Annotated in this window: 21 protein-coding genes; 9 read left to right on the top strand and 12 right to left on the bottom strand. The window is 55.4% G+C overall.

What is annotated here, in order from left to right:
• Positions 1-146 precede the first annotated feature (146 nt).
• From hemG to pepQ, 4 genes are read right to left on the bottom strand one after another with little or no spacing between them, the layout of a single operon-like run.
• Positions 147-689, bottom strand: a complete 543-nt coding sequence (hemG, locus tag SK47_RS22680; protein WP_003860122.1) for a menaquinone-dependent protoporphyrinogen IX dehydrogenase — start codon at positions 687-689, stop codon at positions 147-149.
• A 10-nt stretch (positions 690-699) separates the two neighbouring features.
• Positions 700-2,151, bottom strand: coding sequence for a Trk system potassium transporter TrkH (gene trkH / locus SK47_RS22675; RefSeq protein WP_022649737.1), 1,452 nt, complete (start codon positions 2,149-2,151; stop codon positions 700-702).
• A 41-nt stretch (positions 2,152-2,192) separates the two neighbouring features.
• Positions 2,193-2,807, bottom strand: a complete 615-nt coding sequence (locus SK47_RS22670) for an IMPACT family protein (protein ID WP_023323863.1) — start codon at positions 2,805-2,807, stop codon at positions 2,193-2,195.
• Entirely contained in the window at positions 2,807-4,138 is a 1,332-nt protein-coding gene (gene pepQ / locus SK47_RS22665; protein WP_048245206.1) for a Xaa-Pro dipeptidase, read from the bottom strand. Before pepQ ends, SK47_RS22670 begins: the two co-directional genes overlap by 1 nt.
• Before the next feature lie 190 nt (positions 4,139-4,328).
• On the opposite strand from pepQ, the gene fadB reads away from it, so the two are divergent.
• Both fadB and fadA read left to right on the top strand, forming a co-directional pair.
• Entirely contained in the window at positions 4,329-6,518 is a 2,190-nt protein-coding gene (gene fadB, locus SK47_RS22660) for a fatty acid oxidation complex subunit alpha FadB (RefSeq protein WP_048245204.1), read from the top strand.
• A 9-nt stretch (positions 6,519-6,527) separates the two neighbouring features.
• Entirely contained in the window at positions 6,528-7,691 is a 1,164-nt protein-coding gene (gene fadA / locus SK47_RS22655) for an acetyl-CoA C-acyltransferase FadA (protein WP_000416981.1), read from the top strand.
• A 202-nt stretch (positions 7,692-7,893) separates the two neighbouring features.
• Here the strand turns inward: fadA and glyS are convergent, their stop codons facing one another.
• From glyS to SK47_RS22640, 3 genes are all read right to left on the bottom strand, one after another.
• Positions 7,894-9,963 (bottom strand): glycine--tRNA ligase subunit beta, encoded by a 2,070-nt coding sequence (gene glyS / locus SK47_RS22650; protein WP_022652021.1) that lies wholly within the window; start codon positions 9,961-9,963, stop codon positions 7,894-7,896.
• Positions 9,964-9,972: 9 nt separating this feature from the next.
• The gene (gene glyQ / locus SK47_RS22645; protein ID WP_048245202.1) at positions 9,973-10,884 is read right to left on the bottom strand and encodes a glycine--tRNA ligase subunit alpha; all 912 of its coding nucleotides are present in this window, start codon (positions 10,882-10,884) and stop codon (positions 9,973-9,975) included.
• A 160-nt stretch (positions 10,885-11,044) separates the two neighbouring features.
• Positions 11,045-11,350: a YsaB family lipoprotein gene (locus tag SK47_RS22640; RefSeq protein ID WP_017693801.1), complete on the bottom strand. Its 306-nt coding sequence runs from the start codon at positions 11,348-11,350 to the stop codon at positions 11,045-11,047.
• 184 nt (positions 11,351-11,534) lie between these two features.
• Between SK47_RS22640 and SK47_RS22635 the strand changes: the two genes are divergently transcribed.
• Positions 11,535-12,530: an acyltransferase gene (locus SK47_RS22635; RefSeq protein ID WP_032608574.1), complete on the top strand. Its 996-nt coding sequence runs from the start codon at positions 11,535-11,537 to the stop codon at positions 12,528-12,530.
• Positions 12,531-12,582: 52 nt separating this feature from the next.
• Here SK47_RS22635 and xylB read toward each other — a convergent pair whose 3' ends face one another.
• Both xylB and xylA read right to left on the bottom strand, forming a co-directional pair.
• Complete coding sequence (gene xylB, locus SK47_RS22630; RefSeq protein ID WP_023323867.1) at positions 12,583-14,037, bottom strand: xylulokinase; 1,455 nt, start codon at positions 14,035-14,037, stop codon at positions 12,583-12,585.
• 59 nt (positions 14,038-14,096) lie between these two features.
• Positions 14,097-15,419, bottom strand: a complete 1,323-nt coding sequence (gene xylA / locus SK47_RS22625; protein ID WP_026080557.1) for a xylose isomerase — start codon at positions 15,417-15,419, stop codon at positions 14,097-14,099.
• Positions 15,420-15,790: 371 nt separating this feature from the next.
• On the opposite strand from xylA, the gene xylF reads away from it, so the two are divergent.
• The 4 genes from xylF to xylR all read left to right on the top strand — a co-directional run bounded on the left by xylF (position 15,791) and on the right by xylR (position 20,768).
• The gene (gene xylF, locus SK47_RS22620; protein WP_006808602.1) at positions 15,791-16,783 is read left to right on the top strand and encodes a D-xylose ABC transporter substrate-binding protein; all 993 of its coding nucleotides are present in this window, start codon (positions 15,791-15,793) and stop codon (positions 16,781-16,783) included.
• A 72-nt stretch (positions 16,784-16,855) separates the two neighbouring features.
• On the top strand, positions 16,856-18,397 hold the full coding sequence (locus SK47_RS22615; protein ID WP_015572746.1) for a xylose ABC transporter ATP-binding protein: 1,542 nt from the start codon (positions 16,856-16,858) through the stop codon (positions 18,395-18,397).
• Complete coding sequence (gene xylH, locus SK47_RS22610) at positions 18,375-19,556, top strand: xylose ABC transporter permease XylH (protein WP_003860151.1); 1,182 nt, start codon at positions 18,375-18,377, stop codon at positions 19,554-19,556. Before SK47_RS22615 ends, xylH begins: the two co-directional genes overlap by 23 nt.
• A gap of 33 nt (positions 19,557-19,589) precedes the next feature.
• Positions 19,590-20,768 (top strand): D-xylose utilization transcriptional activator XylR, encoded by a 1,179-nt coding sequence (gene xylR / locus SK47_RS22605; protein WP_003860152.1) that lies wholly within the window; start codon positions 19,590-19,592, stop codon positions 20,766-20,768.
• Positions 20,769-20,803: 35 nt separating this feature from the next.
• Here the strand turns inward: xylR and SK47_RS22600 are convergent, their stop codons facing one another.
• Positions 20,804-21,628 (bottom strand): protein bax, encoded by an 825-nt coding sequence (locus tag SK47_RS22600; RefSeq protein ID WP_022652025.1) that lies wholly within the window; start codon positions 21,626-21,628, stop codon positions 20,804-20,806.
• Positions 21,629-21,942: 314 nt separating this feature from the next.
• Between SK47_RS22600 and SK47_RS22595 the strand changes: the two genes are divergently transcribed.
• Positions 21,943-23,973, top strand: coding sequence for an alpha-amylase (locus tag SK47_RS22595; protein ID WP_048245201.1), 2,031 nt, complete (start codon positions 21,943-21,945; stop codon positions 23,971-23,973).
• 190 nt (positions 23,974-24,163) lie between these two features.
• The gene (gene avtA / locus SK47_RS22590) at positions 24,164-25,417 is read left to right on the top strand and encodes a valine--pyruvate transaminase (protein ID WP_015572749.1); all 1,254 of its coding nucleotides are present in this window, start codon (positions 24,164-24,166) and stop codon (positions 25,415-25,417) included.
• A 7-nt stretch (positions 25,418-25,424) separates the two neighbouring features.
• On the opposite strand, the gene SK47_RS22585 is transcribed toward avtA, so the two are convergent.
• Positions 25,425-25,880: a 4Fe-4S dicluster domain-containing protein gene (locus SK47_RS22585; protein WP_048245199.1), complete on the bottom strand. Its 456-nt coding sequence runs from the start codon at positions 25,878-25,880 to the stop codon at positions 25,425-25,427.
• A 3-nt stretch (positions 25,881-25,883) separates the two neighbouring features.
• The gene (gene yiaJ / locus SK47_RS22580) at positions 25,884-26,702 is read right to left on the bottom strand and encodes an IclR family transcriptional regulator YiaJ (protein WP_015572751.1); all 819 of its coding nucleotides are present in this window, start codon (positions 26,700-26,702) and stop codon (positions 25,884-25,886) included.
• Positions 26,703-26,830: the final 128 nt, after the last annotated feature.

Here is a 26,830-nt window from a genome sequence, read left to right as displayed (position 1 = left end):
GTTTGTTTTGCTTTTCTCTGCTGACCCGGCGGCTTGCGTGCCGTTGTTCCGTGTCAGTGGAGGCGCATTATAGGGAGTTCTTCTGAAGTGACAAGCACTAAATACAAAAAACTTTTCGTTCGCTCATTTTTCAAACTCAACGCTTATTAAACCCGCGCATCGTCCGTTAAATGCGCAATTTCACGGGCAAAACTGGCGACCTGAGCCCAGTCGGTATAAACCACTTCTTTACGCGTATCCGTTTCCCCGCCCGTCATTTTCATGATCAGGCGGATCATAAAGCGGTCGTACCAGCGGTAACGCGGGTAACGCAGCGCGCCAGCAAAGACAGAACAGATATCGGGCTGCCATGGCGAACTCAGCAAAAACTTGCGCGTATAGCTGTTAGTCTGCGGCGTACGCTTCTCTGCTTTACGGGCAACCAGGTTGACCGAGTAAAACGCGCCAGGCAGCTGAGCGAGTTCCGCCGTATGCTTTTTCACAAAGCGATCCAGCGCCGGATGGAAATGGCCGTAACGAATTGAAGCGCCAATGACCACGCGGTCGTAATCCTGCCAGGCAATCTGTTCAGTGCGATTCAGGTTCACCACATCAGAATAAATGCCCAGCTCTTTGAGTTCAGAAGCCAGATATGAAGCAATCTCACGCGTTTGTCCGTCACGCGTTGAGAAAAGAATTAACGTTTTCACCAATGTCTCCTTACTCACGCCAGAATGTTGGGGTAAACAGCACCAGCAGCGTAAAGACCTCAAGACGCCCAAACAGCATATTGGCGATTAAGATCCACTTCGCCACCGGGTTCATACTGGCGAAGTTATCCGCCACGACGCCCAGCCCCGGCCCCAGGTTGTTTAACGTTGCCACCACAGAGGCGAAGGCAGAAAAATCATCCACGCCCGTGGCGATTATCGCCAGCATACTGACAATAAAGACCAGTGCATAAGCGGAGAAGAATCCCCACACCGCTTCGAGGATGCGTTCCGGCAGCGCGCGGTTCCCCAGCTTAATACTGTAAACCGCATTCGGGTGGACCAGACGTTTCAGCTCACGGTTCCCCTGCTTGAACAGCAGCAGAATACGGATCACCTTCAGACCGCCGCCCGTTGACCCGGCACAGCCGCCGATAAACGCAGAGCACAACAGCAGCACCGGCAGGAACAGCGGCCAACGCGCAATACTGTCCGTGGTGAAACCGGCGGTTGTTGCCATCGATACCACCTGGAAGAAGGCCTGGTTCAGGGTCGTGACCGCCGAGTTATAGACATCGTGGAACCACAGTACCAGGGTACAGATGATCACCAGAGTCAGCTGGACGCCAATAAACATCCGGAATTCCGGGTCGCGCCAGTACACCTTCAGGCTCCGTCCGCTAAGCAACGAGAAGTGTAGACCGTAGTTACAGCCTGAGATCAGCAAAAAGATGGCAATGATGGTATTGATTGTCGGGCTGTCGAAGTAGCCGACGCTGGCATCGTGGGTGGAGAACCCGCCGATAGCAATAGTCGCAAAGCTGTGCCCGATGGCATCAAACGCAGGCATCCCGGCAAACCACAGCGCCAGCGCGCAGGCCACCGTCAGCAGGACATAGATAAGCCACAGGGTTTTCGCCGTCTCCGCAATACGCGGGCGCATTTTGTTATCTTTCAGCGGGCCGGGCATCTCCGCCCGGTAAAGCTGCATCCCCCCGACGCCCAGAATCGGCAGGATAGCCACCGCCAGGACAATGATCCCCATACCGCCGAACCACTGAAGCATCTGCCGGTAAAAGAGAATCGCATGCGGGAGCGAATCCAGCCCCACAAGCGTGGTGGCCCCGGTGGTCGTTAATCCGGAGAACGATTCAAAAAACGCATCCGTGACGGTGAGATTCGGTTGTTCGGAGAAGATAAACGGCAGCGCACCCACGCTTCCCAGTACCGTCCAGAACAGGACCACAATCAGAAACCCCTCCCGGGATTTCAGTTCACCTTTCTCACGGCGGTTTGGCCACCACAGCAGGGAGCCAATCGTCAGCGCGACAAAAAAGGTTTGCGTAAATGCACGCCCCGCGCCGTCCCGGTAGATGAGCGCCACCAGTCCGGGAATGATCATTGTCCCGGAGAAAAGTATGACCAGCAATCCAACGATTCGGGTAATGGCACGAAAATGCATCTCTGCCGCTTCCTTAGGTATTCAAAATTGTGAGGTGGGGATTATTCTTCAATCGGCAGTAATTGCAATGAACCGCGACTAAAATCAGCGAGTTTTGCTGAAAAAGCAGCCAGTTCCGCCTGAGGAAGCGCCACGCGTAATTGCACCATTGCCTGATAATCACTCTGTGCGATGACACCGTTAAACTGTTTAAGCAGTGCTTCGATACCCGATAGCTGGGCGTAATCGCATAACAAAGTATATTCCGTAAGTGGCGTTTTGCGGGTTGTTATCAGAAGATTAAGCGCCTGCTGGACACCACCTCCGTAGGCTTTAACCAGCCCTCCGGTGCCTAACAAAATGCCCCCGTAGTAGCGGACCACGACGGCGGTGATTTCACCCACGCCGCTGCCCATCAACTGGGAGAGCATCGGTTTTCCGGCCGTACCCGCCGGTTCACCGTCGTCAGAAAATCCGAGCTGCTGTGAGTCGTCTGGCGGCCCTGCGACCCACGCCACACAGTGATGGCGGGCATCCGGGTGCTGCGCGCGGACGGACTCGACGAACGCCTTCGCCGCCTCCACGCCGTCGGTATGCGCCAACAGCGTGATAAAGCGGCTTTTTTTGATTTCCTCAACAAAGGTGACCGGCTCGGCCGGTATCAGCCAGCTTTCCATCAGGCCAGCTTCAAATCTCGCGTCATGTTCTCAATGCTGTTCTCGTGAATAACCACGTTATCCTCGATACGAATGCCGCCATAAGGCTTCAGCGCTTCAATTTTCTCCCAGTTGAAGTGCTTGCTGAATTGCCCTTCGCGCCACGGCGCCAGCAGGGATTCAATAAAGTAGATGCCCGGCTCGATGGTCAATACCATACGCGGCGCCAGAACGCGGGTGCAGCGCAGATAAGGATATTTAGACGGTGCCGCCAGGTGCGTGCCGGTATCATCCTGCATAAAGCCCGCGACGTCATGAACCTGCAAACCCAGCGGGTGGCCGATACCATGCGGCATAAATGGCCCGGTCAAATCGTTCTCAACCATCGCCTCTTCGCTCATGTCTTTGATAATCTGATGCTTACGCAGCAGTTTAGCAATGCGCTGATGGAACTGGATGTGATAATCCACGTAGCTGGTTCCGGCCTTCATGGTGCCAATCAGCGCCAGCTGTTCGTCGTTCACGTCTTTAATCAATTGCGCAAAATCGGTATCCGCATTCGCCGCCCAGGTACGGGTCAGGTCTGCCGCATAACCATTGTACTCAGCCCCCGCGTCCAGCAGGAAGCTACGCATCTCAGCCGGAACCTGATGATCCAGTTTGGTGTAGTGCAGAACCGAGGCATGTTCATTCAGCGCCACGATGTTGCTGTACGGCACGTCGGTATCGCGGTGGCCGGTCGCCGTCAGGTAAGCCTGATTGATATCGAACTCGCTCATACCGGACTGGAACGCTTCGTACGCCGCACGGTGGCCATTCACCGCCGTTTTTTGCGCTTCACGCATGCAGTAAAGTTCGTAGTCGGTCTTGTAGGCGCGATAGTAGTGCAGATAATCCAGCACGCCTTTCGGGTTGAGTTTATCTGCCGGAATATCCAGACCCAGCGCGCGCTCAGGAACCGGACCAATGTAGCCGATGTTGCCGCGCGCCGCTGGCAGCTGGCTGCCTATGCCGTCTGCTTTTGGCAGCGCAATCACGTCAATTTCTTCGGTCCAGAATGAGGTCGGCAGCGGCTCCACGTTGTGCCAGTAATCGACCGGCAGGTAGAACCACAGTTTCGGCTTGTTCACGCCATCCACCAGCAGCCAGCAATTTGGAACCTGCGTGACAGGCACCCAGGCTTTAAACTGCGGGTTAACCTTGAAGGGATAAGCATGGTCATCAAGAAAAGTATTCATCAGCTCGCCGGAGTGGATCAGCAGGGCATCCAGCTTGAAGCGGGCCAGTACATCGCGGGTACGTTCCTGTAGGGTAACGATATGATTTTTATAAAGCGAAGCCAGTGAGTCCATCATTCTTCCTTTCGTTTTTTTGACCTCAAGTCATCGCATCTTAGCACACCTCACTCCGGCTGCGTGATTTCCACCGACCGTGATCAGCGCAGCAATTTCTTAATGACTAATTTGCATTTTATTAACATAAATTCCACACTCCGTTTCATCTGGTATGACCAGATCCAATTGCTGGATTCAGGAGACCGACATGCTCTACAAAGGCGACACCCTGTACGTAGACTGGCTGGAAGATGGCATTGCCGAACTGGTGTTCGATGCCCCCGGCTCAGTGAATAAGCTTGATACCGCGACGGTGGCCAGTCTTGGCCAGGCGCTGGATGTACTTGAAAAGCAATCAGATTTAAAAGGGCTGCTGCTGCGCTCCAACAAAGCGGCCTTTATCGTTGGCGCGGATATCACCGAATTCCTGTCGCTGTTCCTGGTGCCAGAAGAACAGCTGAGCCAGTGGCTGCACTTCGCGAACAGCGTCTTTAATCGTCTGGAAGATCTGCCTGTCCCGACCCTTTCTGCCGTCAACGGTTACGCGCTGGGCGGCGGCTGCGAATGCGTGTTAGCCACTGATTACCGTCTGGCGACCCCGGACCTGCGTATCGGCCTGCCGGAAACCAAGCTGGGCATCATGCCGGGCTTTGGCGGCTCCGTCCGTATGCCGCGCATGCTGGGCGCCGACAGCGCGCTGGAGATCATTGCCGCGGGTAAAGACGTCGGCGCAGAACAGGCGCAGAAAATTGGCCTGGTCGACGGCGTTGTAAAACCTGAGAAGCTTGTTGAAGGCGCACTCGCCATTCTGCGTCAGGCCATTAACGGCGACCTCGACTGGAAAGCCAAACGTCAGCCGAAGCTGGAGCCGTTAAAGCTCAGCAAGATTGAAGCCACCATGAGCTTCACTATCGCCAAAGGCATGGTGATGCAGACGGCGGGTAAACACTACCCGGCGCCAATCACGGCGGTGAAAACCATTGAAGCGGCAGCCCGTCTGGGCCGTGATGACGCCCTGAAGCTGGAAAACCAGAGCTTTGTCCCGCTGGCGCACACCAACGAAGCCCGCGCGCTGGTTGGTATCTTCCTTAACGATCAGTTTGTGAAGGGCAAAGCCAAACAACTCACCAAAAACGTTGAAACGCCAAAACACGCGGCGGTACTCGGCGCGGGCATTATGGGGGGCGGCATCGCCTACCAGTCTGCCTGGAAAGGCGTGCCGGTGGTGATGAAGGACATCAACGAGAAATCCCTGACGCTGGGCATGACCGAAGCGTCCAAGCTGCTGAATAAACAGCTTGAGCGCGGCAAAATTGATGGTCTGAAGCTTGCAGGCGTGATCTCCACCATCCAGCCAGTGCTGGAATACAGCGGTTTCGACCGTGTGGACGTGGTGGTTGAAGCGGTCGTCGAGAACCCGAAAGTGAAAAAAGCGGTGCTGGCTGAAACCGAAGACAAGGTGCGTCCGGAAACCGTGCTGGCCTCTAACACCTCCACCATTCCTATCAGCGAACTGGCGAGCGTGCTGAAGCGTCCGGAAAACTTCTGCGGGATGCACTTCTTTAACCCGGTGCACCGCATGCCGCTGGTCGAAGTGATCCGTGGGGAGAAAACCTCCGACGAAACCATCGCCAAAGTGGTGGCGTGGGCGAGCAAGATGGGCAAAACGCCGATCGTCGTTAACGACTGCCCGGGCTTCTTCGTTAACCGCGTGTTGTTCCCTTACTTCGCCGGCTTCAGCCAGCTGCTGCGCGACGGCGCAGACTTCCGCAAAATCGATAAAGTGATGGAAAAACAGTTCGGCTGGCCGATGGGCCCGGCGTATCTGCTGGACGTTGTCGGCATCGATACTGCCCATCACGCTCAGGCGGTGATGGCGGCGGGCTTCCCGCAGCGCATGCAGAAAGACTATCGCGACGCCATTGACGCCCTGTTCGACGCCAACCGCTTTGGTCAGAAAAACGGTCTGGGCTTCTGGCGCTATAAAGAAGACAGCAAAGGCAAACCGAAAAAAGAAGAAGATGCGGCGGTGGATGGCCTGCTGGCCGACGTCAGTCAGCCGAAACGCGACTTCACTGACGACGAGATCATCGCCCGGATGATGATCCCGATGATCAACGAAGTGGTGCGCTGCCTCGAAGAAGGCATTATCGCCAGCCCGGCAGAAGCGGATATGGCGCTGGTGTACGGCCTCGGCTTCCCTCCGTTCCACGGCGGCGCGTTCCGCTGGCTGGATACGCTCGGCAGCGCTCGCTATCTCGATATGGCTCAGCAGTACCAGCACCTCGGCCCGCTTTATGAGGTGCCGGAAGGTCTGCGTAACAAAGCGCGTCATAACGAACCCTACTACCCAGCAGTTGAGCCAGCCCGTCCGGTTGGCGCGCTGAAAACGGCTTAAGGAGTCACAATGGAAAAGGTTGTCATTGTTGATGCGATTCGCACCCCGATGGGCCGTTCAAAAGGCGGTGCGTTCCGTAACGTGCGCGCGGAAGACCTCTCCGCGCACCTGATGCGTAGCCTGCTGGCGCGTAACCCGGCGCTGGACCCTGCTGCGCTGGACGATATCTACTGGGGCTGCGTCCAGCAGACGCTGGAGCAGGGCTTCAACATTGCCCGTAACGCGTCCCTGCTGGCGGAGATCCCGCACTCGGTTCCGGCCGTCACCGTCAACCGTCTTTGCGGTTCGTCGATGCAGGCGCTGCACGACGCGGCGCGGATGATCATGACCGGCGATGCGCAGGCCTGTCTGGTGGGCGGCGTGGAGCACATGGGCCACGTGCCGATGAGCCACGGGGTCGATTTCCATCCAGGTATGAGCCGCAACGTGGCGAAAGCCGCCGGTATGATGGGCCTGACCGCCGAGATGCTCTCCCGTCTGCACGGCATCAGCCGTGAGATGCAGGATGCCTTTGCCGCTCGCTCGCATGCCCGCGCCTGGGCCGCCACGCAGTCTGGTGCCTTTAAGAATGAGATCATCCCGACCGGCGGTCACGACGCAGACGGCGTACTGAAGCAGTTCAGCTATGACGAAGTCATCCGCCCGGAAACCACCGTTGAAGCGCTTTCCACCCTGCGTCCGGCGTTTGATCCGGTCACCGGTACGGTAACGGCGGGCACCTCGTCTGCCCTGTCCGATGGTGCCGCCGCGATGCTGGTGATGAGCGAAAGCCGCGCCCGCGAATTAGGCCTGACGCCACGCGCCCGCGTGCGTTCGATGGCAGTCGTGGGCTGCGATCCATCCATCATGGGCTACGGCCCGGTTCCGGCGTCAAAACTGGCGCTGAAAAAAGCGGGGCTGAGCGCAAGTGATATCGACCTCTTTGAGATGAACGAAGCGTTCGCCGCGCAGATCCTGCCGTGCATTAAGGATCTGGGGCTGATGGATCAGATCGACGAGAAGATTAACCTCAACGGCGGCGCGATCGCCCTCGGACACCCGCTGGGCTGCTCCGGGGCGCGTATCAGTACCACGCTGATTAACCTGATGGAACGCAAAGATGCCCAGTTTGGTCTGGCAACGATGTGTATCGGGTTGGGTCAGGGGATCGCGACAGTGTTTGAGAGGGTGTAAATTAATTGAGAGAGTGTAAATAAGGAAAAGTATCTCAAAGCCAATGACGTCAGAACAAGGCGGCAAGCGAGCGAATCCCGATGAGCTTACATTAGTAAGTGATTCGGGTGAACGAGCGCAGCCAACGCAGTTATGGCGCCATTGGCGAAGAGAGACAGTTTAGTTGCCGTTCTTCCCGCCTGTCAGGGGCGGGTTTTTTACGTTATTGCAGCAGCGAAATATCCGCCACGCGCAGGAACAGCTCACGCAGTTTCTCAAGCATCGAGAGACGGTTAATCCGCAGCTCTTTATCTTCCACGTTCACCATCACCTTCTCGAAGAAGGCGTCGATGACGTCACGCAGCTCCGCCAGCTCCACCAGCGCTTCCTGGTAGCGACCTTCCGCGAAATACGGCTCCAGCTTGTCGCGCAGCACCACAACCTGCATCGCCAGAGAAATCTCTTCCGGCTCTTTCAGGGTTGCAGCGTTTACGCGATCGTTCAGCGTCTCGTCGGATTTCGCGAGGATGTTGGATACGCGCTTGTTAGCCGCGGCCAGCGCAGACGCCGCTTCCAGCGTACGGAAGTGGGATACCGCTTTCATACGCGCATCGAAATCTGCCGGACGGGTCGGACGACGCGCCAGCACCGCCTGAATGGTATCAACGGAGTAACCTTCGTCCTGATACCACGCGCGGAAACGACCGAGCATAAAGTCGATAACATCATCCACAACCTTCGCGTTGGTCAGCTTATCGCCGTACAGACGTACCGCTTCTTCGGTTAGCGTTTGCAGATCGAGGTTCAGGTTCTTCTCAACGATGATTCGCAGCACGCCCAGCGCAGCACGACGCAGCGCAAACGGGTCTTTGTCGCCTTTTGGATGCTGGCCGATACCGAAGATACCCGCCAGGGTGTCCATCTTATCGGCAATCGCCACGGCGCAGGCAACCGGATTGGACGGCAGATCGTCACCGGCAAAGCGCGGCTGATACTGCTCGTTCAGGGCTACCGCCACGTCTTCCGCTTCGCCATCGTGACGCGCGTAGTGCATACCCATCACGCCCTGGGTGTCGGTAAATTCGAACACCATGTTGGTCATCAGGTCGCACTTGGAGAGCAGGCCCGCACGGGTAGCGTGGTTAACGTCGGCGCCAATTTCACGGGCAATCCAGCCGGACAGCTCCGCGATACGGTCGGTTTTGTCGCGCAGCGTACCCAGCTGCTGCTGGAACAGTACAGTTTGCAGACGCGGCAGGTTATCTTCCAGACGTTTTTTACGGTCTGTGTTGAAGAAGAACTCGGCATCCGCCAGACGCGGACGCACCACTTTCTCGTTACCGGAGATAATCTGGCTCGGATCTTTCGATTCGATGTTCGCCACGAAGATGAAGTTTGGCAGCAGCTTGCCGTCGTTGGCGTAAACCGGGAAGTACTTCTGGTCACCCTTCATGGTGTAAACCAGCGCTTCTGCCGGAACGGCCAGGAATTTCTCTTCGAATTTCGCGGTCAGTACAACCGGCCATTCGACCAGCGAGGTCACCTCTTCCAGCAGGCTGTCGCTCAGGTCAGCGTTTCCGCCAATCTTGCGCGCCGCTTCTTCTGCGTCCGCTTTAATTTTGGCTTTACGCTGTTCGTAGTCGGCAATCACTTTACCGCGTTCCAGCAGGATCTGTGGATACTGGTCGGCATTGTCGATGGTGAACTCCGGCTCGCCCATAAAGCGATGGCCGCGGATCACGCGATCGGACGCCACGCCCAGAATGGTCGCCGGGATAACGGTATCGCCCAGCAGCAGGGTCACGGTGTGAACCGGACGCACAAAGTGAACGTCGGACGCGCCCCAGCGCATCAGCTTAGGGATTGGCAATTTTGCCAGCGAGGTCGCGATCATGTCAGGCAGCAGCGCTTCGGCGCTTTCGCCTTTCACATGGGCACGATACAGCAGCCATTCACCTTTGTCGGTGGTCAGACGCTCGGCCTGATCAACGGTGATGCCGCAGCCGCGCGCCCAGCCTTCTGCCGCTTTGCTCGGCTTGCCTTCCGCGTCGAACGCCTGAGCAATGGCCGGGCCACGTTTTTCAACTTCGCGATCCGGCTGGGACGCCGCCAGGTTTGCCACTTTCAGCGCCAGACGACGCGGCGCAGCAAACCACTCAATTTTACCGTGCGCCAGGCCAGCGTTATCCAGCTCAGCAGTGACGTTCGCAGCAAAAGATTCAGCCAGGCTGCGCAGGGCTTTTGGTGGCAGCTCTTCAGTGCCGATTTCCACCAGGAAAGTTTTCTCAGACATGGCCGCCTCTTATTTGTTTCGGTTGCACATCGGGAAGCCAAGGGCTTCACGGGACGCGTAGTAAGCTTCTGCAACGGCTTTGGTCAGGGTACGAATACGCAGAATGTAGCGCTGACGTTCAGTCACGGAGATCGCTTTGCGGGCATCCAGCAGGTTGAAGCTGTGGGCAGCCTTCAGAATACGCTCGTAGGCAGGCAGCGGCAGCGGAGTCTCAAGCGCCAGCAGCTGCTGGGCTTCTTTCTCGTACTGCTCGAAGCAGGTGAACAGGAAGTCCACGTCCGCGTAATCGAAGTTATAGGTGGATTGCTCCACTTCGTTCTGATGGAACACGTCGCCGTAGGTGGTTTTACCCAGCGGGCCGTCGCTCCAGACCAGGTCGTAAACGCTGTCTACGCCCTGAATGTACATGGCCAGACGTTCCAGACCATAGGTGATTTCGCCGGTAATCGGTTTACATTCCAGACCACCAACCTGCTGGAAGTATGTGAACTGGGTCACTTCCATGCCGTTCAGCCACACTTCCCAACCCAGACCCCAGGCACCCAGCGTTGGGTTTTCCCAGTTATCTTCCACGAAACGAATGTCGTGAATGGTTGGATCCATACCCAGCTCTTTCAGTGACCCGAGGTACAGTTCCTGAATGTTGTCGGGTGATGGCTTAATCACCACCTGGAACTGATAGTAGTGCTGCAAACGGTTCGGGTTTTCGCCATAACGGCCATCGGTCGGACGACGGGATGGCTGCACATAGGCGGTCGCCATTGGCTCTGGCCCTAACGCGCGCAGGCTGGTCATCGGGTGTGAGGTGCCTGCGCCAACTTCCATGTCCAAAGGTTGAACAATGGTGCAGCCCTGACGAGCCCAGTAATCCTGTAAGGTCAGGATCAGGCCCTGGAAGGTCTTGGTATCAAACTTTTGCATAGTATTTCGTGCTGGATACGTGTGGTTTTAAATGGAAGGGATCAGTATACCCGCTGGCTGCAAGATATACAGTACGAAACGGGGTTGTTTAGGGAAAATTGGGGAATAAGCCCTACAGCCAGAACCTGCGAAGGCTCTGGTTGCTGCTTATACGAGCAATTTAACGCATTGAGAGATGTAAAAACTGGCCGTCTGCATCAAAAGAACAGACAAAGCCCTCTTTACGCGCCGTATAGCCTTTCAGTTCATAGCTGCCCTGAAAGCGCTCGAAGCCGTTTATATGAATTTTCTGTGCTTCAGAATTATAGCGGTGAGCCGCCTGATCCCTGCACAGCTGTTCCATATTCAGGGAACGCTCCGGGCTCATTTTCCCCTGCTGCGCTTTTTGGACAGGTATCTCCTCAGAAGCACTGCATCCTGTTAATAAGAGCAGCAGAAAGAGTGACACCCCACGCTTCATCATCATTTTTATTACCGCCCTGGTCAGTGGCTGTTATTTTTAGTAGCAACACGTTTATAGATTAAAGTCCGTCATTCTGCGAATCTCGCCAGCTCCCTACAAGTTAGCCTGGCTAAACTCAGAATTTTCCAAGGGAAAAGTTTTACGCAATCGCAGTCACACTTTCTTTATCAGGAATACAGAGGAACTGATGCAGTCAAAAATTAACTGGATTGATAACCTGCGGGGAATAGCCTGTCTGATGGTGGTGATGATCCACACAACGACCTGGTATGTCACGAACGCGCACAGTATCAGCCCTGTTAACTGGGATGTCGCCAATGTTCTGAACTCGGCCTCCCGCGTGAGCGTCCCGCTGTTCTTTATGATTTCCGGTTTTCTCTTTTTTGGCGAGCGTAGCGCACAGCCGAGACATTTCATCCGTATTGTCTCCTGTCTGCTGTTTTACAGCGCGATTTCGCTGCTCTATATCGTCCTGTTCACTTCAATTAACGCTGAACGTTCCCTGCTCAACTTGTTGCAAAAACCAGTGTTCTATCATCTATGGTTTTTCTTCGCGATAATCGTTATTTATCTTGTTTCACCGTTAATTCAGGTAAAAAACGTCAACGGTAAAATGCTGCTGGCGCTGATGGTGGTCATCGGGATCGTGGCCAACCCGAATACCGTCTCACAGAAAATTGATGGCTTTGAATGGCTGCCCGTTAACCTCTATATCACCGGGGATACGTTTTATTACGTGCTGTACGGCATGCTGGGGCGCGCCATTGGCATGATGGAGACGCAAAAGCGAGGAATAAACTGGCTATGCGCGGCCGCGTTTCTCGTCGGTGTGTTTATTATCTCTCGCGGGACGCTGCATGAGCTGCAATGGCGCGGCAACTTTGCCGATACCTGGTATCTGTACTGCGGCCCGATGGTCTTTATCTGCGCAATCTCTCTGCTGACGCTGGTTAAAAACACCCTGAATGCCCGCCCGCTTCCGGTGCTGGGGTTTATCTCTCGCCACTCGCTGGGCATTTACGGTTTTCACGCGCTGGTGATCCACGCCCTGCGCACCCGCGGCGTTGAGCTTAAAAGCTGGCCGGTGCTGGATATTGTCTGGATATTTACCGTTACGCTGGTTGTCAGCCTGCTGCTGTCAATGTTGCTGCAAAGAATCGATACGCGCCGGTTTGTGAGCTAACCCGGTTGAAGGCTGGCAGGCCGGGTAAGCGTTAGCGCCACCCGGCTCCTGTTTATGACATTAGCGGCAAAAGCTGCCGATAAATTTTGCGGAACACGTCTCGTCTTTCAGCATAGCGAGCATGATTTTTCGCATCAGGACGATGCTGCTGTTCAAGCGACAGCTGGGGCAAAAGCTGGTGCAGTGGTTTATCCGGGTTCAGCGCAATTTGCGCCAGCCGTGCCGCACCGAGCGCCGGGCCGACATCGCCTCCCGTACGATAGTCCAGCTGCAACCCGCTGATATCGGAAAGCATTTGCCGCCAGTAGCTGCTTCGCGCACCGCCGCCAATTAACGTAATGCTGGATGGCGTCAGTCCACAGTCATGCACGACATCCATTCCGTCCGCCAGAGCATAGCCAACGCCTTCAAGCACCGCGCGCGCCAGCTCTGCCGGGCCGTGCTGATGGGTAAGACCGAAGAACACCCCTTTCGCTTCCGGGTTGTTATGAGGCGTCCGCTCGCCGGAAAGGTACGGTAAAAACCAGACCGCACCGGCATTATCATCCGCCTGCTGTGCCGCTGCGATAAGCGCCGGGACGTCCGCCATTCCGGTTAGTTTTGCCGCCCAGTCGAGGCAGGAAGCCGCGCTCAGCATCACCGACATTAAATGCCATTTACCCGGCAACGCGTGGCAGAAGCTGTGTACGGCGCTTCCAGGATTGCTACGATACCCGTCACTGACGGCAAAATAGACGCCGGAAGTGCCGAGCGAGAGCATGGCCTGTCCTGCCTCGACCATCCCCACGCCGACCGCCCCCGCCGCATTATCGCCGCCGCCGGCGACGACAGGTACGGCTGGCATATTCCAACGTTCAGCAACAGAAGGCTGCAAAGCGCCCGTGATTTCGCTGCCTTCAAACAGCGCAGGCATATGATCGCGCGTCAGCTGGCAGGCATCCAGCATCGCCTCGCTCCAGTCCCGTTTCGCCACGTCGAGCCACATCGTGCCCGCGGCGTCAGACATGTCGCTGGCAAAATCCCCCGTCATGCGAAAACGCAGGTAGTCTTTCGGCAACAGAACCTTCGCCACCTGGCGAAAAATATCAGGCTCATGGCGCTGCACCCACAGGAGTTTTGGCGCGGTAAAACCGGGCATCATCAGGTTGCCCGTAATCTCGCGGGACGCAGGCACACGTTCCTCAAGGATCGCGCACTCTTCCGCACAGCGGCCATCGTTCCAGAGAATAGCCGGGCGCAGAACGCGATGCTGGCTATCCAGCAACGTTGCGCCATGCATTTGTCCGGCGATGCCCAGCGCTTTAACGTCGCGCAGGCTGTGCTGCTCGCCTAAGGCTGTCATCGCGCGGTCCGTCGCCTGCCACCACTGCTCCGGATCTTGTTCCGACCAAAGCGGATGCGGGCGTGAAACCTGCAACTTTTCAGTCTGCGTGGCTAACACATCGCCCTGCTCGCTTAACAGGATGGCTTTCACCCCCGACGTGCCAAGATCGATCCCGATATACATGTGGTGACTCCTTTGACAGAAATGCCCGGTGGCGCAGCGCTTACCGGGCATGAATGCTGTTATTTATCGAACAGGTAGTGATTGACCAGGTTTTCCAGCAGCTCCTGATGGCCGCTCTGATGCTGCGGCGCAAGCTGATGCTGTTCAGCGTACTTCGCGATCTCCGCAAGCGATAACTGACCTTTCAAAATTTGCTGGCCCAGCTCACTGTTCCAGCCGCTGTAGCGCTTCGCCACGCGCTTATCCAGCTCACCGTCTTCAATCATACGGGCCGCCACTTTCAGCGCCAGCGCCATGGTGTCCATCGCGCCAATATGCCCGTAGAACAGATCGTATTTGTCGGTGCTCTGGCGACGCACTTTGGCGTCGAAGTTCAGGCCGCCGGTGGTGAAACCGCCCGCTTTGATGATCTCGTACATCACCAGCGCATTCTCTTCCACGCTGTTCGGGAACTGGTCGGTATCCCAGCCCAGCTGTGGATCGCCACGGTTAGCATCGACAGAGCCGAAGATGCCCAGCGCAATCGCAGAGGCAATTTCGTGATGGAACGAGTGGCCCGCCAGGGTAGCGTGGTTAGCCTCAATATTCACTTTGATCTCTTTTTCCAGACCAAACTGCTTCAGGAAGCCATACACGGTGGCGACATCATAATCATACTGATGCTTGGTTGGCTCCTGTGGTTTTGGCTCAATCAGCAGCGTGCCGCGGAAACCGATTTTGTGTTTGTGGTCCACCACCATCTGCATAAAGCGACCAATCTGCTCACGCTCCTGACGCAGGTCGGTATTCAGCAGCGTTTCATATCCTTCACGACCGCCCCAGAGTACATAGTTCTCACCGCCCAGCTGATGCGTGGCGTTCATCGCAGTCACGACCTGGGTTGCCGCCCAGCTGAAGACTTCCGGATCCGGGTTGGTTGCCGCGCCCGCGCCATAGCGAGGGTTGGTAAAGCAGTTAGCCGTACCCCAGAGCAGCTTGACGCCACTTTGCTGCTGTTTTTCAGCCAGTACGTCGACCATCTGCGCGAAGTTGTTCAGATACTCTTTCAGCGATGCCCCTTCCGGCGACACGTCCACATCGTGGAAACAGTAGTACGGCACGTTCAGCTTATGGAAGAACTCGAACGCGACGTCGGCTTTACGCTTCGCCAGCTCAATGGCCTCGCCCGGCTGTTGCCATGGACGGTCAAAAGAGCCCACGCCGAACATATCGGCACCGTTCCAGCAGAAGGTGTGCCAGTAGCAGGCGGCAAAGCGCAAGTGATCTTCCATGCGCTTACCCAGCACCAGCTCATCCGGGTTGTAGTGACGAAATGCTAAAGGATTGGTCGTTTTCGTGCCTTCGAAACGAACGCGATCGAGTTGGTCGAAATAAGCTTGCATATTGAGCTCCATAATCAGGGTATGCGGCGTGGTCTTGCTTCTGGAGTAATAGTGAATAGACATTGGAGGTTGCTCAATTACGTTATTTCACACTGCTATTGAGAGAATGCGCAATTGTGCGCTGGCTCGCAAAATAATGTGCAGACAAACTATTTTTCGGCGCACATTCCAGAATCAAATGTAATTAATAGGTTACGCTTTTTAAAATCCGATCGCGGTCATAAATTCAGAAATAAACCAAATATCGTAATGAGAAGATAAAAATCTGTAATTGCCAGCAGGCCTTTCCACGTTAAAAATTTGCTGCGTCTCAGCAGTGAATGTTTCTTTTATCTCAGCTACACATACCCCTACAAAAAGGCCTAATAATTATGAAGATAAAGAACCTGACCCTAACGCTCTGCACTACTCTCCTGCTTGCAAGCTTTGCCGGCCACGCCAAAGAGGTCAAAATCGGCATGGCGATTGATGACTTACGCCTGGAGCGCTGGCAAAAAGATCGCGATATCTTTGTTAAAAAAGCGGAATCTCTCGGCGCGGAGGTGTTCGTTCAGTCCGCTAACGGCAACGAAGAGACGCAAATGTCGCAAATCGAGAATATGATCAACCGTGGCGTCGATGTGCTGGTCATTATCCCGTATAACGGCCAGGTATTAAGCAACGTGGTGAAAGAAGCGAAACAGGAAGGCATAAAAGTCCTGGCTTATGACCGCATGATTAATAATGCCGACATTGATTATTATATTTCGTTCGACAATGAAAAGGTGGGCGAATTACAGGCTAAAAGCCTGGTCGCAAAAGTGCCTCAGGGGAATTATTTCCTGATGGGCGGCTCGCCCGTGGATAACAACGCCAAACTGTTCCGCCAGGGACAAATGAAAGTGCTGAAGCCGTATATCGACGAGGGCAAAATTAAAGTCGTCGGCGACCAGTGGGCTGACGGCTGGTTACCGGAAAACGCGCTGAAAATTATGGAAAACGCGTTGACTGCAAATAACAACAAAATCGATGCGGTGGTGGCCTCTAACGATGCCACTGCGGGTGGCGCCATTCAGGCGCTGAGCGCGCAGGGTCTGGCCGGGAAAGTCGCTATTTCCGGACAGGACGCCGACCTTGCGGGTGTAAAACGCATCATCGCGGGTACCCAGACCATGACGGTGTATAAGCCCATTACCGAGCTTGCCAATACGGCCGCCGAAATTGCCGTTGAGCTGGGCAATGGCCAGCAACCTAAAGCAGACGCGACGTTAAATAACGGCCTGAAAGACGTACCTGCTCGCCTGCTTACCCCTATCGAAGTCAACAAAGAGAATATTGACGCCACCGTGGTGAAAGACGGTTTCCATAAGAAGAGTGAACTGTAATCCAGCGCAGCCCCTGCCCGGCAGGGGCGCATCGACCTGCCCTGTACATCTGTCGGGCCATGCGGAGCAGTTATGTCTTATTTACTTGAAATGAAAAGCATCACCAAAGCCTTCGGGGCGGTGAAAGCAGTCGATAACGTAAGCCTGCGGCTGAATCCCGGCGAAGTGATGTCGCTGTGCGGCGAAAATGGCTCGGGAAAATCCACGCTGATGAAAGTGTTGTGCGGGATCTATCCGCACGGCAGCTACGAGGGCGAAATCGTCTTTGCCGGCGAGGTGCTCCAGGCCACGCACATTCGCGATACCGAACGTAAAGGCATCGCTATTATTCACCAGGAGCTGGCGCTGGTGAAGCACCTTACCGTGCTGGAAAATATTTTTCTCGGCGCCGAACTCTCACGCCACGGCGTACTGGATTACGACACCATGACGCTGCGCTGCGAAAAACTGCTGGCCCAGGTGAGCCTGGCTATCTCACCGGATACGCGCGTGGGCGACTTAGGTTTGGGCCAGCAGCAGCTGGTGGAGATCGCCAAGGCGCTGAACAAGCAGGTACGCCTGCTGATCCTCGACGAGCCAACCGCCTCACTCACCGAACAGGAAACCGCCGTTCTGCTCAATATCATCCGCGACCTGCAAAACCACGGTATCGCCTGCATCTATATTTCGCACAAGCTCAATGAGGTGAAAGCTATTTCCGACACCATCTGCGTCATCCGCGACGGGCAGCACATTGGCACGCGTGAAGCAGAAGGCATGAGCGAAGATGACATCATCACCATGATGGTGGGTCGCGAACTCACCGCACTGTATCCCAACGAACCACACACCATAGGCGAAGAACTCCTGCGCGTGGAAAACCTGACGGCGTGGCATCCCGTTAACCGCCACATCAAGCGCGTGGATAACCTCTCCTTCTCGCTGCACCGCGGCGAAATTCTCGGTATTGCGGGTTTAGTGGGTGCCGGAAGAACCGAGGCCGTGCAGTGTCTGTTTGGCGTCTGGCCGGGGCGCTGGGAAGGCAAAATTTATATCGACGGTCAGCCGGTAAAAATCGACAACTGCCAGCAGGCCATTGCCAAAGGCATTGCTATGGTGCCCGAAGACCGCAAAAAAGACGGCATCGTGCCGGTCATGGCGGTGGGAAAAAATATCACGCTGGCGGCGCTCAGCCAGTTTTCCGGCGCGCTGAGCAGCCTGGATGATGCCGCAGAACAGCAGTGTATTCTTCAGTCACTTGCCAGGCTCAAGGTGAAAACCTCCTCGCCGGAACTGGCGATAGGTCGCCTGAGCGGCGGCAACCAGCAGAAAGCGATTCTGGCGCGCTGCCTGTTGCTTAATCCGCGCATTTTAATTCTGGACGAACCCACGCGCGGGATCGATATCGGCGCGAAGTATGAAATTTACAAGCTGATCAACCAGCTTGTGCAGCAAGGGATTGCCGTCATTGTTATCTCGTCCGAATTGCCTGAAGTGCTGGGGCTGAGCGACCGCGTGCTGGTCATGCATGAAGGGAAACTCAAAGCCAACCTGAACAACCAGAACCTGACGCAAGAGCAGGTGATGGAAGCTGCCTTAAGGAGCGAACGCCATGTCGAAAAGCAACCCGTCTGATATCAAAGTCGCTGTTCCGACGCCCGGTGCGTTCGCAGGACTTAAATCGCTGAATCTGCAAGTTTTTGTAATGATTGCCGCCATTATCGTGATCATGTTGTTCTTTACCTGGATGACCGATGGCTCCTATTTGAGCGCACGTAACGTTTCTAACCTGCTGCGTCAGACCGCCATCACCGGGATCCTGGCGGTGGGGATGGTCTTTGTGATTATCTCAGCGGAAATTGACCTGTCAGTAGGGTCGATGATGGGTCTGCTCGGCGGCGTGGCGGCAATTTTTGACGTCTGGCTCGGCTGGCCGCTGCCGCTGACGATTGCGGTCACGCTGGTACTGGGTCTGCTGCTGGGGGCGTGGAATGGCTGGTGGGTGGCCTACCGTAAGGTCCCGTCGTTTATCGTCACCTTAGCGGGGATGCTGGCCTTCCGCGGCATTCTGATTGGGATCACCAACGGCACTACCGTCTCCCCGACCAGCGCCTCGATGTCCCAGATTGGCCAAAGCTACCTCTCTGATGGCGTCGGTTTTACGATCGGCGTGGTTGGGCTGATGGCGTTTGTCGCGTGGCAATGGCGAGGACGCATGCGTCGCCAGGCGCTGGGGCTGGCCTCGCCTGCTTCAACCTCGGTTGTCGGCCGTCAGGCGCTTACTGCGGTGATTGTACTGGGCGCCATCTGGCTGTTAAACGATTATCGCGGCGTCCCAACGCCCGTTCTGCTGCTGGCGCTGTTGCTGTTAGGTGGGATGTTTATGGCCACGCGTACCGCATTCGGTCGCCGTATTTATGCCATCGGTGGCAATCTCGAAGCCGCGCGTTTGTCCGGCATTAACGTAGAACGCACCAAACTCGCCGTCTTTGCCATCAACGGCCTGATGGTGGCCATCGCGGGGCTGATCCTCAGCTCACGTTTGGGGGCGGGCTCCCCCTCTGCCGGTAATATTGCCGAGCTGGACGCCATCGCCGCCTGCGTGATTGGCGGGACCAGCCTCGCCGGGGGCATTGGCAGCGTGGCGGGGGCGGTGATGGGCGCATTTATTATGGCTTCGCTGGATAACGGGATGAGTATGATGGACGTGCCGACGTTTTGGCAGTATATCGTCAAGGGTGCCATTCTTTTGCTGGCAGTCTGGATGGACTCTGCCACCAAGCGGCGCGCCTGATAACAGTATCGTGACTAATTTGGGAAATAAGCCATGTTTGAAAAGCGTCACCGCATTACGTTGTTATTCAATGCCAACAAAGCCTATGACCGGCAGGTGGTTGAAGGGGTTGGCGAATATTTGCAGGCGTCGCAATCCGAATGGGATATTTTCATCGAAGAAGATTTCCGTACCCGTCTGGAGAACATCAAAGACTGGCTGGGCGACGGGGTCATCGCTGACTTTGACGACCCCGTGATTGAACAGTTGCTGAGTGGCGTTGACGTGCCTATCGTGGGCGTTGGCGGCTCTTATCATACACCGGAACATTATCCTCCCGTTCACTACATCGCCACGGATAACCATGCTCTGGTCGAGACTGCCTTCCTCCATTTAAAGGAGAAAGGCGTCCATCGTTTTGCGTTTTACGGATTGCCCGCCACGAGCGGAAAGCGCTGGGCGATGGAGCGTGAGTATGCCTTCTGCCAGCTGGTTGCCCAGGAGAAGTATCGCGGCGTCGTTTATCAGGGGCTGGAAACCGCGCCAGAAAACTGGCAGCACGCACAAAATCGTCTGGCTGACTGGCTGCAAACGCTGCCGCCCCAGACAGGGATTATCGCCGTGACGGACGCCCGCGCCCGCCACGTATTACAGGTGTGCGAACATCTGCATATTCCGGTGCCTGAAAAGCTGTGCGTGATTGGTATTGATAACGAAGAGCTTACGCGCTATCTGTCGCGCGTGGCGCTCTCATCCGTGGCTCAGGGTACCCGTCAGATGGGCTATCAGGCCGCAAAGCTGCTGCACAGACTGTTAGACAACGAATCCCTGCCGCTCCAGCGTCTGCTGGTTCCTCCCGTTCGCGTGGTCGAACGTCGCTCAACTGACTACCGCTCATTAAACGATCCGGCCGTGATTCAGGCGATGCACTACATTCGCAATCATGCCTGCAAAGGGATTAAGGTCGATCAGGTGCTCGATTCGGTCGGCATATCACGTTCGAATCTGGAGAAGCGGTTTAAAGAGGAAGTGGGTGAGACGATCCACGCCGTGATCCATGCGGAAAAGCTGGAGAAAGCGCGCAGTCTGCTGATCTCCACCTCGCTGTCGATCAACGAGATTTCACAGATGTGTGGCTATCCGTCGCTTCAGTATTTCTATTCGGTGTTCAGGAAAGAGTATGACACCACGCCGAAGGAGTACCGGGAACGGTACAGTGAAGTCCTGCTCTAGAAAAAAGAACGCCTTCCAGTGGAAGGCGTTTTTCATTACATATGTGCGGCAATCAGACGCTGGTTATCCTGGTACATGGAGAACAGGTAATTGTTATAACGCTGTCCCTGAGTGGAATAACCTTTCAGCTTATGGATCATCGCCGTGGCCGTCACTTCCTGATCCGCCTTACGCAGCTGAGCGCGTGACTTACGGAACGAGGAATAGGCCGGGTGGGTGTTCAGGTTCACCACGTAGGCATTCACGGAATCTTTCACCGATTCAAACTGTGAATAGCCCTTCACCTTGCCGGGCGCGTTAGTACAACGACCTTTTACGCATTTCATGCCAAACAGATTGTTGTTGTTGCGCGCCAGCTTCGAGGTGCCCCAACCGCTTTCGGCGGCGGCCATTGTCGCGACCATACTGCCTGGAATGATGTCCACACGTTCTAACAGTGAGTTCCAAGGCACGCGACGCGTGTTCCCGCTCCACTTCACTTTATAGCGTTTGGCGATATCTTTCAGGCGAGTGCGCTCAGACGGCGACCAGCGGCTGTCGTACTGTTTGGAGATCAGCCAGTTACGATCCGCAGTAATCGCGGCATTTTGGCTTTTAATGTAAGGCATTACCGTCCGGAGAAACGCTTTTTTCCTTGGTGTCCCGGAAGGGTATTTTCGCAAATCAGGAAGTGAACTACTCTTTGCACTATTGCGAGAATACTCTTGTTTACTGCTAACCTTACTGCTTGTCGTCTTTATTACGTGGGCTTTCTTACTCGTTGTATCCGTGTGCGTCTTTGCAAGCACCTCACCTGAAAATGCCATGGTGAGTAACATGAGTATCGCGGCCCCATATCGTCGAATGGGAGTCGATATCATTAGGTCTCCTGGTCGGATATAAACATTCCAACACCTTATTTTCTTCAAAAATTTGAGAGCGGAATCTCAAATCGTACCAAAAATAGTCTTCAAGAGCACGTCTATAAATAGTCCAATTCCGAAACTATGTCATCCTGAACATGCTCATTAAAGCATCAACGCTGGAAAAATGTGCGCGATATCGCAGATAACTGCCTAATTTTGCGCGGGATCACTCATCCCTTCGCGTCCTCCTTGCAGAAAGCCGTAGAGGAGGAGTTTTTCCCCTGAGCCGAATGGCACACTGGTCAAAAATGCCGCGACAGGAAAATGGAATGAAACGCACTGCATTAGCTGTTCTGATGTTACCCGCATTCGCGCATGCCGACTGGTCATCGCCGGGATTTAACGCGTTTAGCGCTGAAGGTACCGGCGTCTTTACCAGCCAGGCAACGCTTGCGAAGGGTACCCGCCCGCTGACGGTGAGTCTTGATAACGCGTGCTGGCAGCCGACAGGTGCCATTAAACTCAACGAGATGCTGTCACTCAAACCCTGCGAAGGCGCCCCACCGCAGTGGCGGTTATTCCGTGACGGCGTTTATCAGATGCGTATTGATACGCGCTCGGGAACGCCGACGCTGATGTTGACAGTACAAAGTGCGGCGCCACAGCCTGTCGCAAACGTTACCCGCCAGTGCCCGAAGTGGGACGGCAAACCGCTCACGGTCGATGTCGTTAACACCTTTCCGGAAGGCACGGTGGTGCGTGATTTTTACAGCAAACAGACCGCGACCGTTCAAAACGGCAAAGTAACTCTTCAGCCAGCCGCCAACAGCAATGGCCTGCTGCTGCTTGAGCGCGCCGAGACGGACAAACCCGCGCCGTTCAGCTGGCAAAACGCCACCGTCTATTTCGTGCTGACCGATCGCTTCGTAAATGGCGACCCCACCAACGACAACAGCTATGGCCGCCATAAAGATGGTATGCAGGAGATAGGTACTTTCCACGGCGGCGATCTGAAAGGGCTTACCAGCAAACTGGATTACCTTCAGCAACTGGGCGTGAATGCGCTCTGGATAAGCTCGCCGCTGGAACAGATCCACGGCTGGGTGGGCGGCGGCATCAAGGGGGATTTCCCTCACTACGCCTATCACGGCTATTACACTCAGGACTGGACGAAGCTCGACGCCAACATGGGCAGCGAAGATGATTTACGCCAGCTTGTCGACGACGCGCACCGGCGCGGTATCCGCGTCCTGTTTGACATTGTCATGAACCACGCGGGTTATGCGACGCTTGCAGATATGCAGGAGTATCAGTTTGGCGCGCTCTATTTACAGGGCGATGAGCTGAAAAAAACCCTCGGCGAGCGCTGGACTGACTGGAAGCCAGGCGCGGGTCAAAGCTGGCACAGCTTCAACGATTACATCAACTTCAGTGACAAAGCCGCATGGGAAAAATGGTGGGGTAAAAAATGGATCCGTACCGATATCGGTGATTATGACAACCCGGGCTTTGACGATCTGACCATGTCGCTGGCCTTCCTGCCGGATCTGAAAACGGAATCTAAGATCCCGTCAGGTTTGCCGAACTTTTATCAACACAAGCTCGACACCAACGCGAAAGTGATGACGAATTTCACGCCGCGAGATTACCTGACCCACTGGCTTAGCCAGTGGGTACGTGACTACGGCATCGACGGTTTCCGGGTCGATACCGCTAAGCACGTTGAGCCTGAAGCCTGGCAGCAACTGAAAAACCAGGCCAGCCAGGCGCTGGCCGCGTGGAAAGCCGCCAACCCGGACAAAAAACTCGACGATGCGCCGTTCTGGATGACCGGTGAATCCTGGGGCCACGGCGTGATGCAGAGCGATTATTACCGCCACGGCTTCGATGCGATGATCAATTTTGACTATCAGGAGCAGGCGGCAAAAGCGGTGGACTGCCTGGCCGATATGGATTTGACCTGGCAGCAAATGGCAGAAAAGCTGCAAAGTTTTAATGTGCTGAGCTATCTCTCCTCCCATGATACGCGTCTGTTCCGTGAAGGGGGCCAGCGCGCCGCTGAGTTACTGCTGCTGGCGCCGGGAAGCGTACAGATCTATTACGGCGATGAATCAGAGCGTCCATTCGGCCCTACGGGCTCCGATCCGCTACAGGGGACCCGTTCGGATATGAACTGGCAGGACGTCACGGGTAAACAGGCGTTAACTGTCGCCCACTGGCAGCTTCTGGGGCAGTTCCGCGCCCGTCATCCGGCGGTGGGTGAAGGCAAGCAAACAACGCTGTCAATGAAAGAAGGCTACGGCTTTGTGCGCGAGCACAAGGGCGATAAGGTGATGGTGGTTTGGGCGGGTAATCAATAGACCCCCCACCCTAACCCTCTCCCCAAAGGGGAGAGGGCCGGGGTGAGGGGTATTCACCAGAACAATTCACCACACAAATACAAACCCGCCACATAAAACAACAAATCCGACCACATTCGCCGATTTGCACCAACACGGTGCTGGCGTTATGGTTACTGCCTTTCATATTAAGCCCGACAGATCACCTGCTATGACGTTTTCACTTTTCGGCGACAAATTTACCCGCCATTCAGGCATTACCCGCCTGATGGAGGACCTCAACGACGGGCTGCGCACCCCAGGCGCTATCATGCTTGGCGGCGGAAACCCGGCTCAAATTCCGGAGATGAACACCTACTTCCAGACGCTGCTGGCAGAGATGCTGGAAAACGGTAAAGCAACCGATGCGCTATGTAATTACGACGGCCCTCAGGGTAAAACAGAACTACTGACGCTTCTGGCGGCAATGCTGCGGGAAGCGCTGGGTTGGGATATCGAACCACAGAATATTGCACTGACAAACGGCAGTCAGAGCGCGTTTTTCTACTTATTCAATCTGTTCGCCGGACGCCGCGCCGATGGCACCACGAAAAAAGTGCTGTTCCCGCTGGCACCGGAATATATTGGCTATGCCGATGCCGGCCTCGAAGAAGACCTGTTTGTTTCCGCACGTCCGAATATCGAGTTGCTGCCAGAGGGCCAGTTCAAATATCACGTCGATTTTGAACATCTGCATATCGGTGAAGAGACGGGCATGATCTGCGTATCACGTCCCACCAACCCGACGGGCAACGTGATCACCGACGACGAGCTGATGAAGCTGGATGCGCTGGCGAATCAGCACGGCATCCCGCTGGTGATCGATAACGCCTATGGCGTACCGTTCCCGGGGATCATTTTCAGCGAAGCGCGTCCGCTATGGAACCCGAATATCATCCTCTGCATGAGCCTCTCCAAGCTGGGCCTGCCGGGCAGCCGTTGCGGCATTATCATTGCTAACGAGAAAATCATCACCGCCATTACCAACATGAACGGCATTATCAGCCTTTCGCCTGGCGGCATCGGTCCGGCGATGATGTGCGAGATGATCAGGCGTAACGACCTGCTGCGCCTGTCGAATGAGGTGATTAAGCCGTTTTACTCTCAGCGTGTTCAGGAAACTATAGCCATCCTTCGCCGCTACTTACCGGAAGAACGCTGCCTGATCCATAAACCGGAAGGGGCAATTTTCCTGTGGCTGTGGTTTAAGGATCTGCCCATTACGACAGAGCTGCTTTATCAGCGTCTGAAAAAACGTGGCGTACTGATGGTGCCAGGGGATTACTTCTTCCCGGGGCTGGATAAGCCGTGGCCGCACACGCACCAGTGCATGCGTATGAACTACGTCCCGGACCCGGAAAAAATCGAAGCGGGTGTGAAAATTCTCGCCGAAGAGATTGAGAACGCCTGGCGCGAGGCCGGTTAATAAAACCTCAGGCCATATTACGCAGCCGTTCCGCGCGTAAGCTGGCGGGGTCTATGCAGCGCAGCGCGTGGGTGGGACAGGCTTCGACGCAGGCGGGACCGCCCTCGCGATGCGCGCACAAATCACATTTCAGCGCCTGAACGCGATCTTCCACGACCCGAACCTGCATTGCCCCGAACGGGCACGCCACCATACAGCTTTTGCAGCCGATACAGCGCGATTGCTTAACGAGCCAGGCTCCCGCAGCGCGGTGAATGGCCCCCGTCGGGCAGACATTCGCGCAGGGCGCATCTTCACACTGGTGGCAGCCCACTGCCGTGGTGAAGGTTTCCCCCTTAACCACGCGGATCCGTGACGTAAACGCTACTGGCGTGGCGCTGCTTTGATGCGACATCATGCACGCTCCCTCACAGGTACGGCACCCGATACATTTTTCAGGATCCGCCAGGATAAATTGGTTCATCAGTTACGCCTCGCGCACGTTAAACCCCAGTTCTTTCGAGATAGCTTCCGCCGTGTCACGCAGCGGTTTTAGCAAGTTTTTCTCACCCACCTGCTTCATGCGCGACGTCGACAGCGAAATGGAGATGGCATAGGGTACGCGCCCGTGAATATCAAAGACCGGCACGGCGATACATGACACACCCAGCTCGTTCTCTTCTTTATCCATCGCCATACTGTGATCGCGAATTTCCGCCAGCTCATCATACATCGCGCTCAGTTCGGTGATGGTGTTGCGGGTCAAAGGTTGGATCTGTTCCTGGTGGCTTTCCCAGTAGCTCGCCACGTAATCCTGATGACCAAACGCCATATAGATTTTGCCCATTGCAGAACAATAGAGCGGCATATGCTGGCCGATATATGCGCGCGTGCGCAGCATACCGGTTGTCGGCTCAAGCTTATAAATCAGGATCGCGTGATCATCTTCACGGCTGGAGAAGTTGACCGTTTCGCCGGTGGCAATGTTCAGCGCCTCGAGGTGCGGCGCCGCCACGTGAATAATATTGAGAGATGAAAGCGCCTTTTGCCCGACGGCGATAAATTTGGTGGTCAAACGATAGCTCCCTGCCGCCGGCGCTGGCGTCACGTACCCGCACGACTGCAACCCCTGCAATAACCGGTGCACGGTACTTTTATTCAGCCCCGCCAGTTCTGATAAATGCGCAAGCGGACACCCGTTCGGATAGTTACTGAGGATTTCAATCAGCATCAGGCCGCGAAACAAGCTCTGGCTACCTGCTGGCCTCTCTTTTTCTTGCGTCATTTCGCTCTCTTTTATGCTCATCAAATAGCTCCTGTTTATTGCGCCCTGATGGTAGCGCAAAGTGTGGTTTAGTTCACGATCTCAACAGAAAAAACACAACCATTTGATTTTAATCGATTTTGAAAAACGTGAATGTCGTTGATCTGACA

Source organism: Enterobacter sp. BWH52 (assembly GCF_001037565.1).
Taxonomy (GTDB): domain Bacteria; phylum Pseudomonadota; class Gammaproteobacteria; order Enterobacterales; family Enterobacteriaceae; genus Enterobacter; species Enterobacter hormaechei_C.
This window is presented reverse-complemented; position numbering and strand designations above follow the sequence as displayed.

Bases quoted from the DNA above. Each gene is read 5' to 3' on its own strand.
- trkH (WP_022649737.1), bottom strand. From the start codon at position 2,151: ATGCATTTTCGTGCCATTACCCGAATCGTTGGATTGCTGGTCATACTT.
- SK47_RS22670 (WP_023323863.1), bottom strand. From the start codon at position 2,807: ATGGAAAGCTGGCTGATACCGGCCGAGCCGGTCACCTTTGTTGAGGAA.
- pepQ (WP_048245206.1), bottom strand. From the start codon at position 4,138: ATGGACTCACTGGCTTCGCTTTATAAAAATCATATCGTTACCCTACAG.
- fadB (WP_048245204.1), top strand. From the start codon at position 4,329: ATGCTCTACAAAGGCGACACCCTGTACGTAGACTGGCTGGAAGATGGC.
- fadA (WP_000416981.1), top strand. From the start codon at position 6,528: ATGGAAAAGGTTGTCATTGTTGATGCGATTCGCACCCCGATGGGCCGT.
- glyS (WP_022652021.1), bottom strand. From the start codon at position 9,963: ATGTCTGAGAAAACTTTCCTGGTGGAAATCGGCACTGAAGAGCTGCCA.
- glyQ (WP_048245202.1), bottom strand. From the start codon at position 10,884: ATGCAAAAGTTTGATACCAAGACCTTCCAGGGCCTGATCCTGACCTTA.
- SK47_RS22640 (WP_017693801.1), bottom strand. From the start codon at position 11,350: ATGATGATGAAGCGTGGGGTGTCACTCTTTCTGCTGCTCTTATTAACA.
- SK47_RS22635 (WP_032608574.1), top strand. From the start codon at position 11,535: ATGCAGTCAAAAATTAACTGGATTGATAACCTGCGGGGAATAGCCTGT.
- xylB (WP_023323867.1), bottom strand. From the start codon at position 14,037: ATGTATATCGGGATCGATCTTGGCACGTCGGGGGTGAAAGCCATCCTG.
- xylA (WP_026080557.1), bottom strand. From the start codon at position 15,419: ATGCAAGCTTATTTCGACCAACTCGATCGCGTTCGTTTCGAAGGCACG.
- xylF (WP_006808602.1), top strand. From the start codon at position 15,791: ATGAAGATAAAGAACCTGACCCTAACGCTCTGCACTACTCTCCTGCTT.
- SK47_RS22615 (WP_015572746.1), top strand. From the start codon at position 16,856: ATGTCTTATTTACTTGAAATGAAAAGCATCACCAAAGCCTTCGGGGCG.
- xylH (WP_003860151.1), top strand. From the start codon at position 18,375: ATGTCGAAAAGCAACCCGTCTGATATCAAAGTCGCTGTTCCGACGCCC.
- xylR (WP_003860152.1), top strand. From the start codon at position 19,590: ATGTTTGAAAAGCGTCACCGCATTACGTTGTTATTCAATGCCAACAAA.
- SK47_RS22600 (WP_022652025.1), bottom strand. From the start codon at position 21,628: ATGATATCGACTCCCATTCGACGATATGGGGCCGCGATACTCATGTTA.
- SK47_RS22595 (WP_048245201.1), top strand. From the start codon at position 21,943: ATGAAACGCACTGCATTAGCTGTTCTGATGTTACCCGCATTCGCGCAT.
- avtA (WP_015572749.1), top strand. From the start codon at position 24,164: ATGACGTTTTCACTTTTCGGCGACAAATTTACCCGCCATTCAGGCATT.
- SK47_RS22585 (WP_048245199.1), bottom strand. From the start codon at position 25,880: ATGAACCAATTTATCCTGGCGGATCCTGAAAAATGTATCGGGTGCCGT.
- yiaJ (WP_015572751.1), bottom strand. From the start codon at position 26,702: ATGAGCATAAAAGAGAGCGAAATGACGCAAGAAAAAGAGAGGCCAGCA.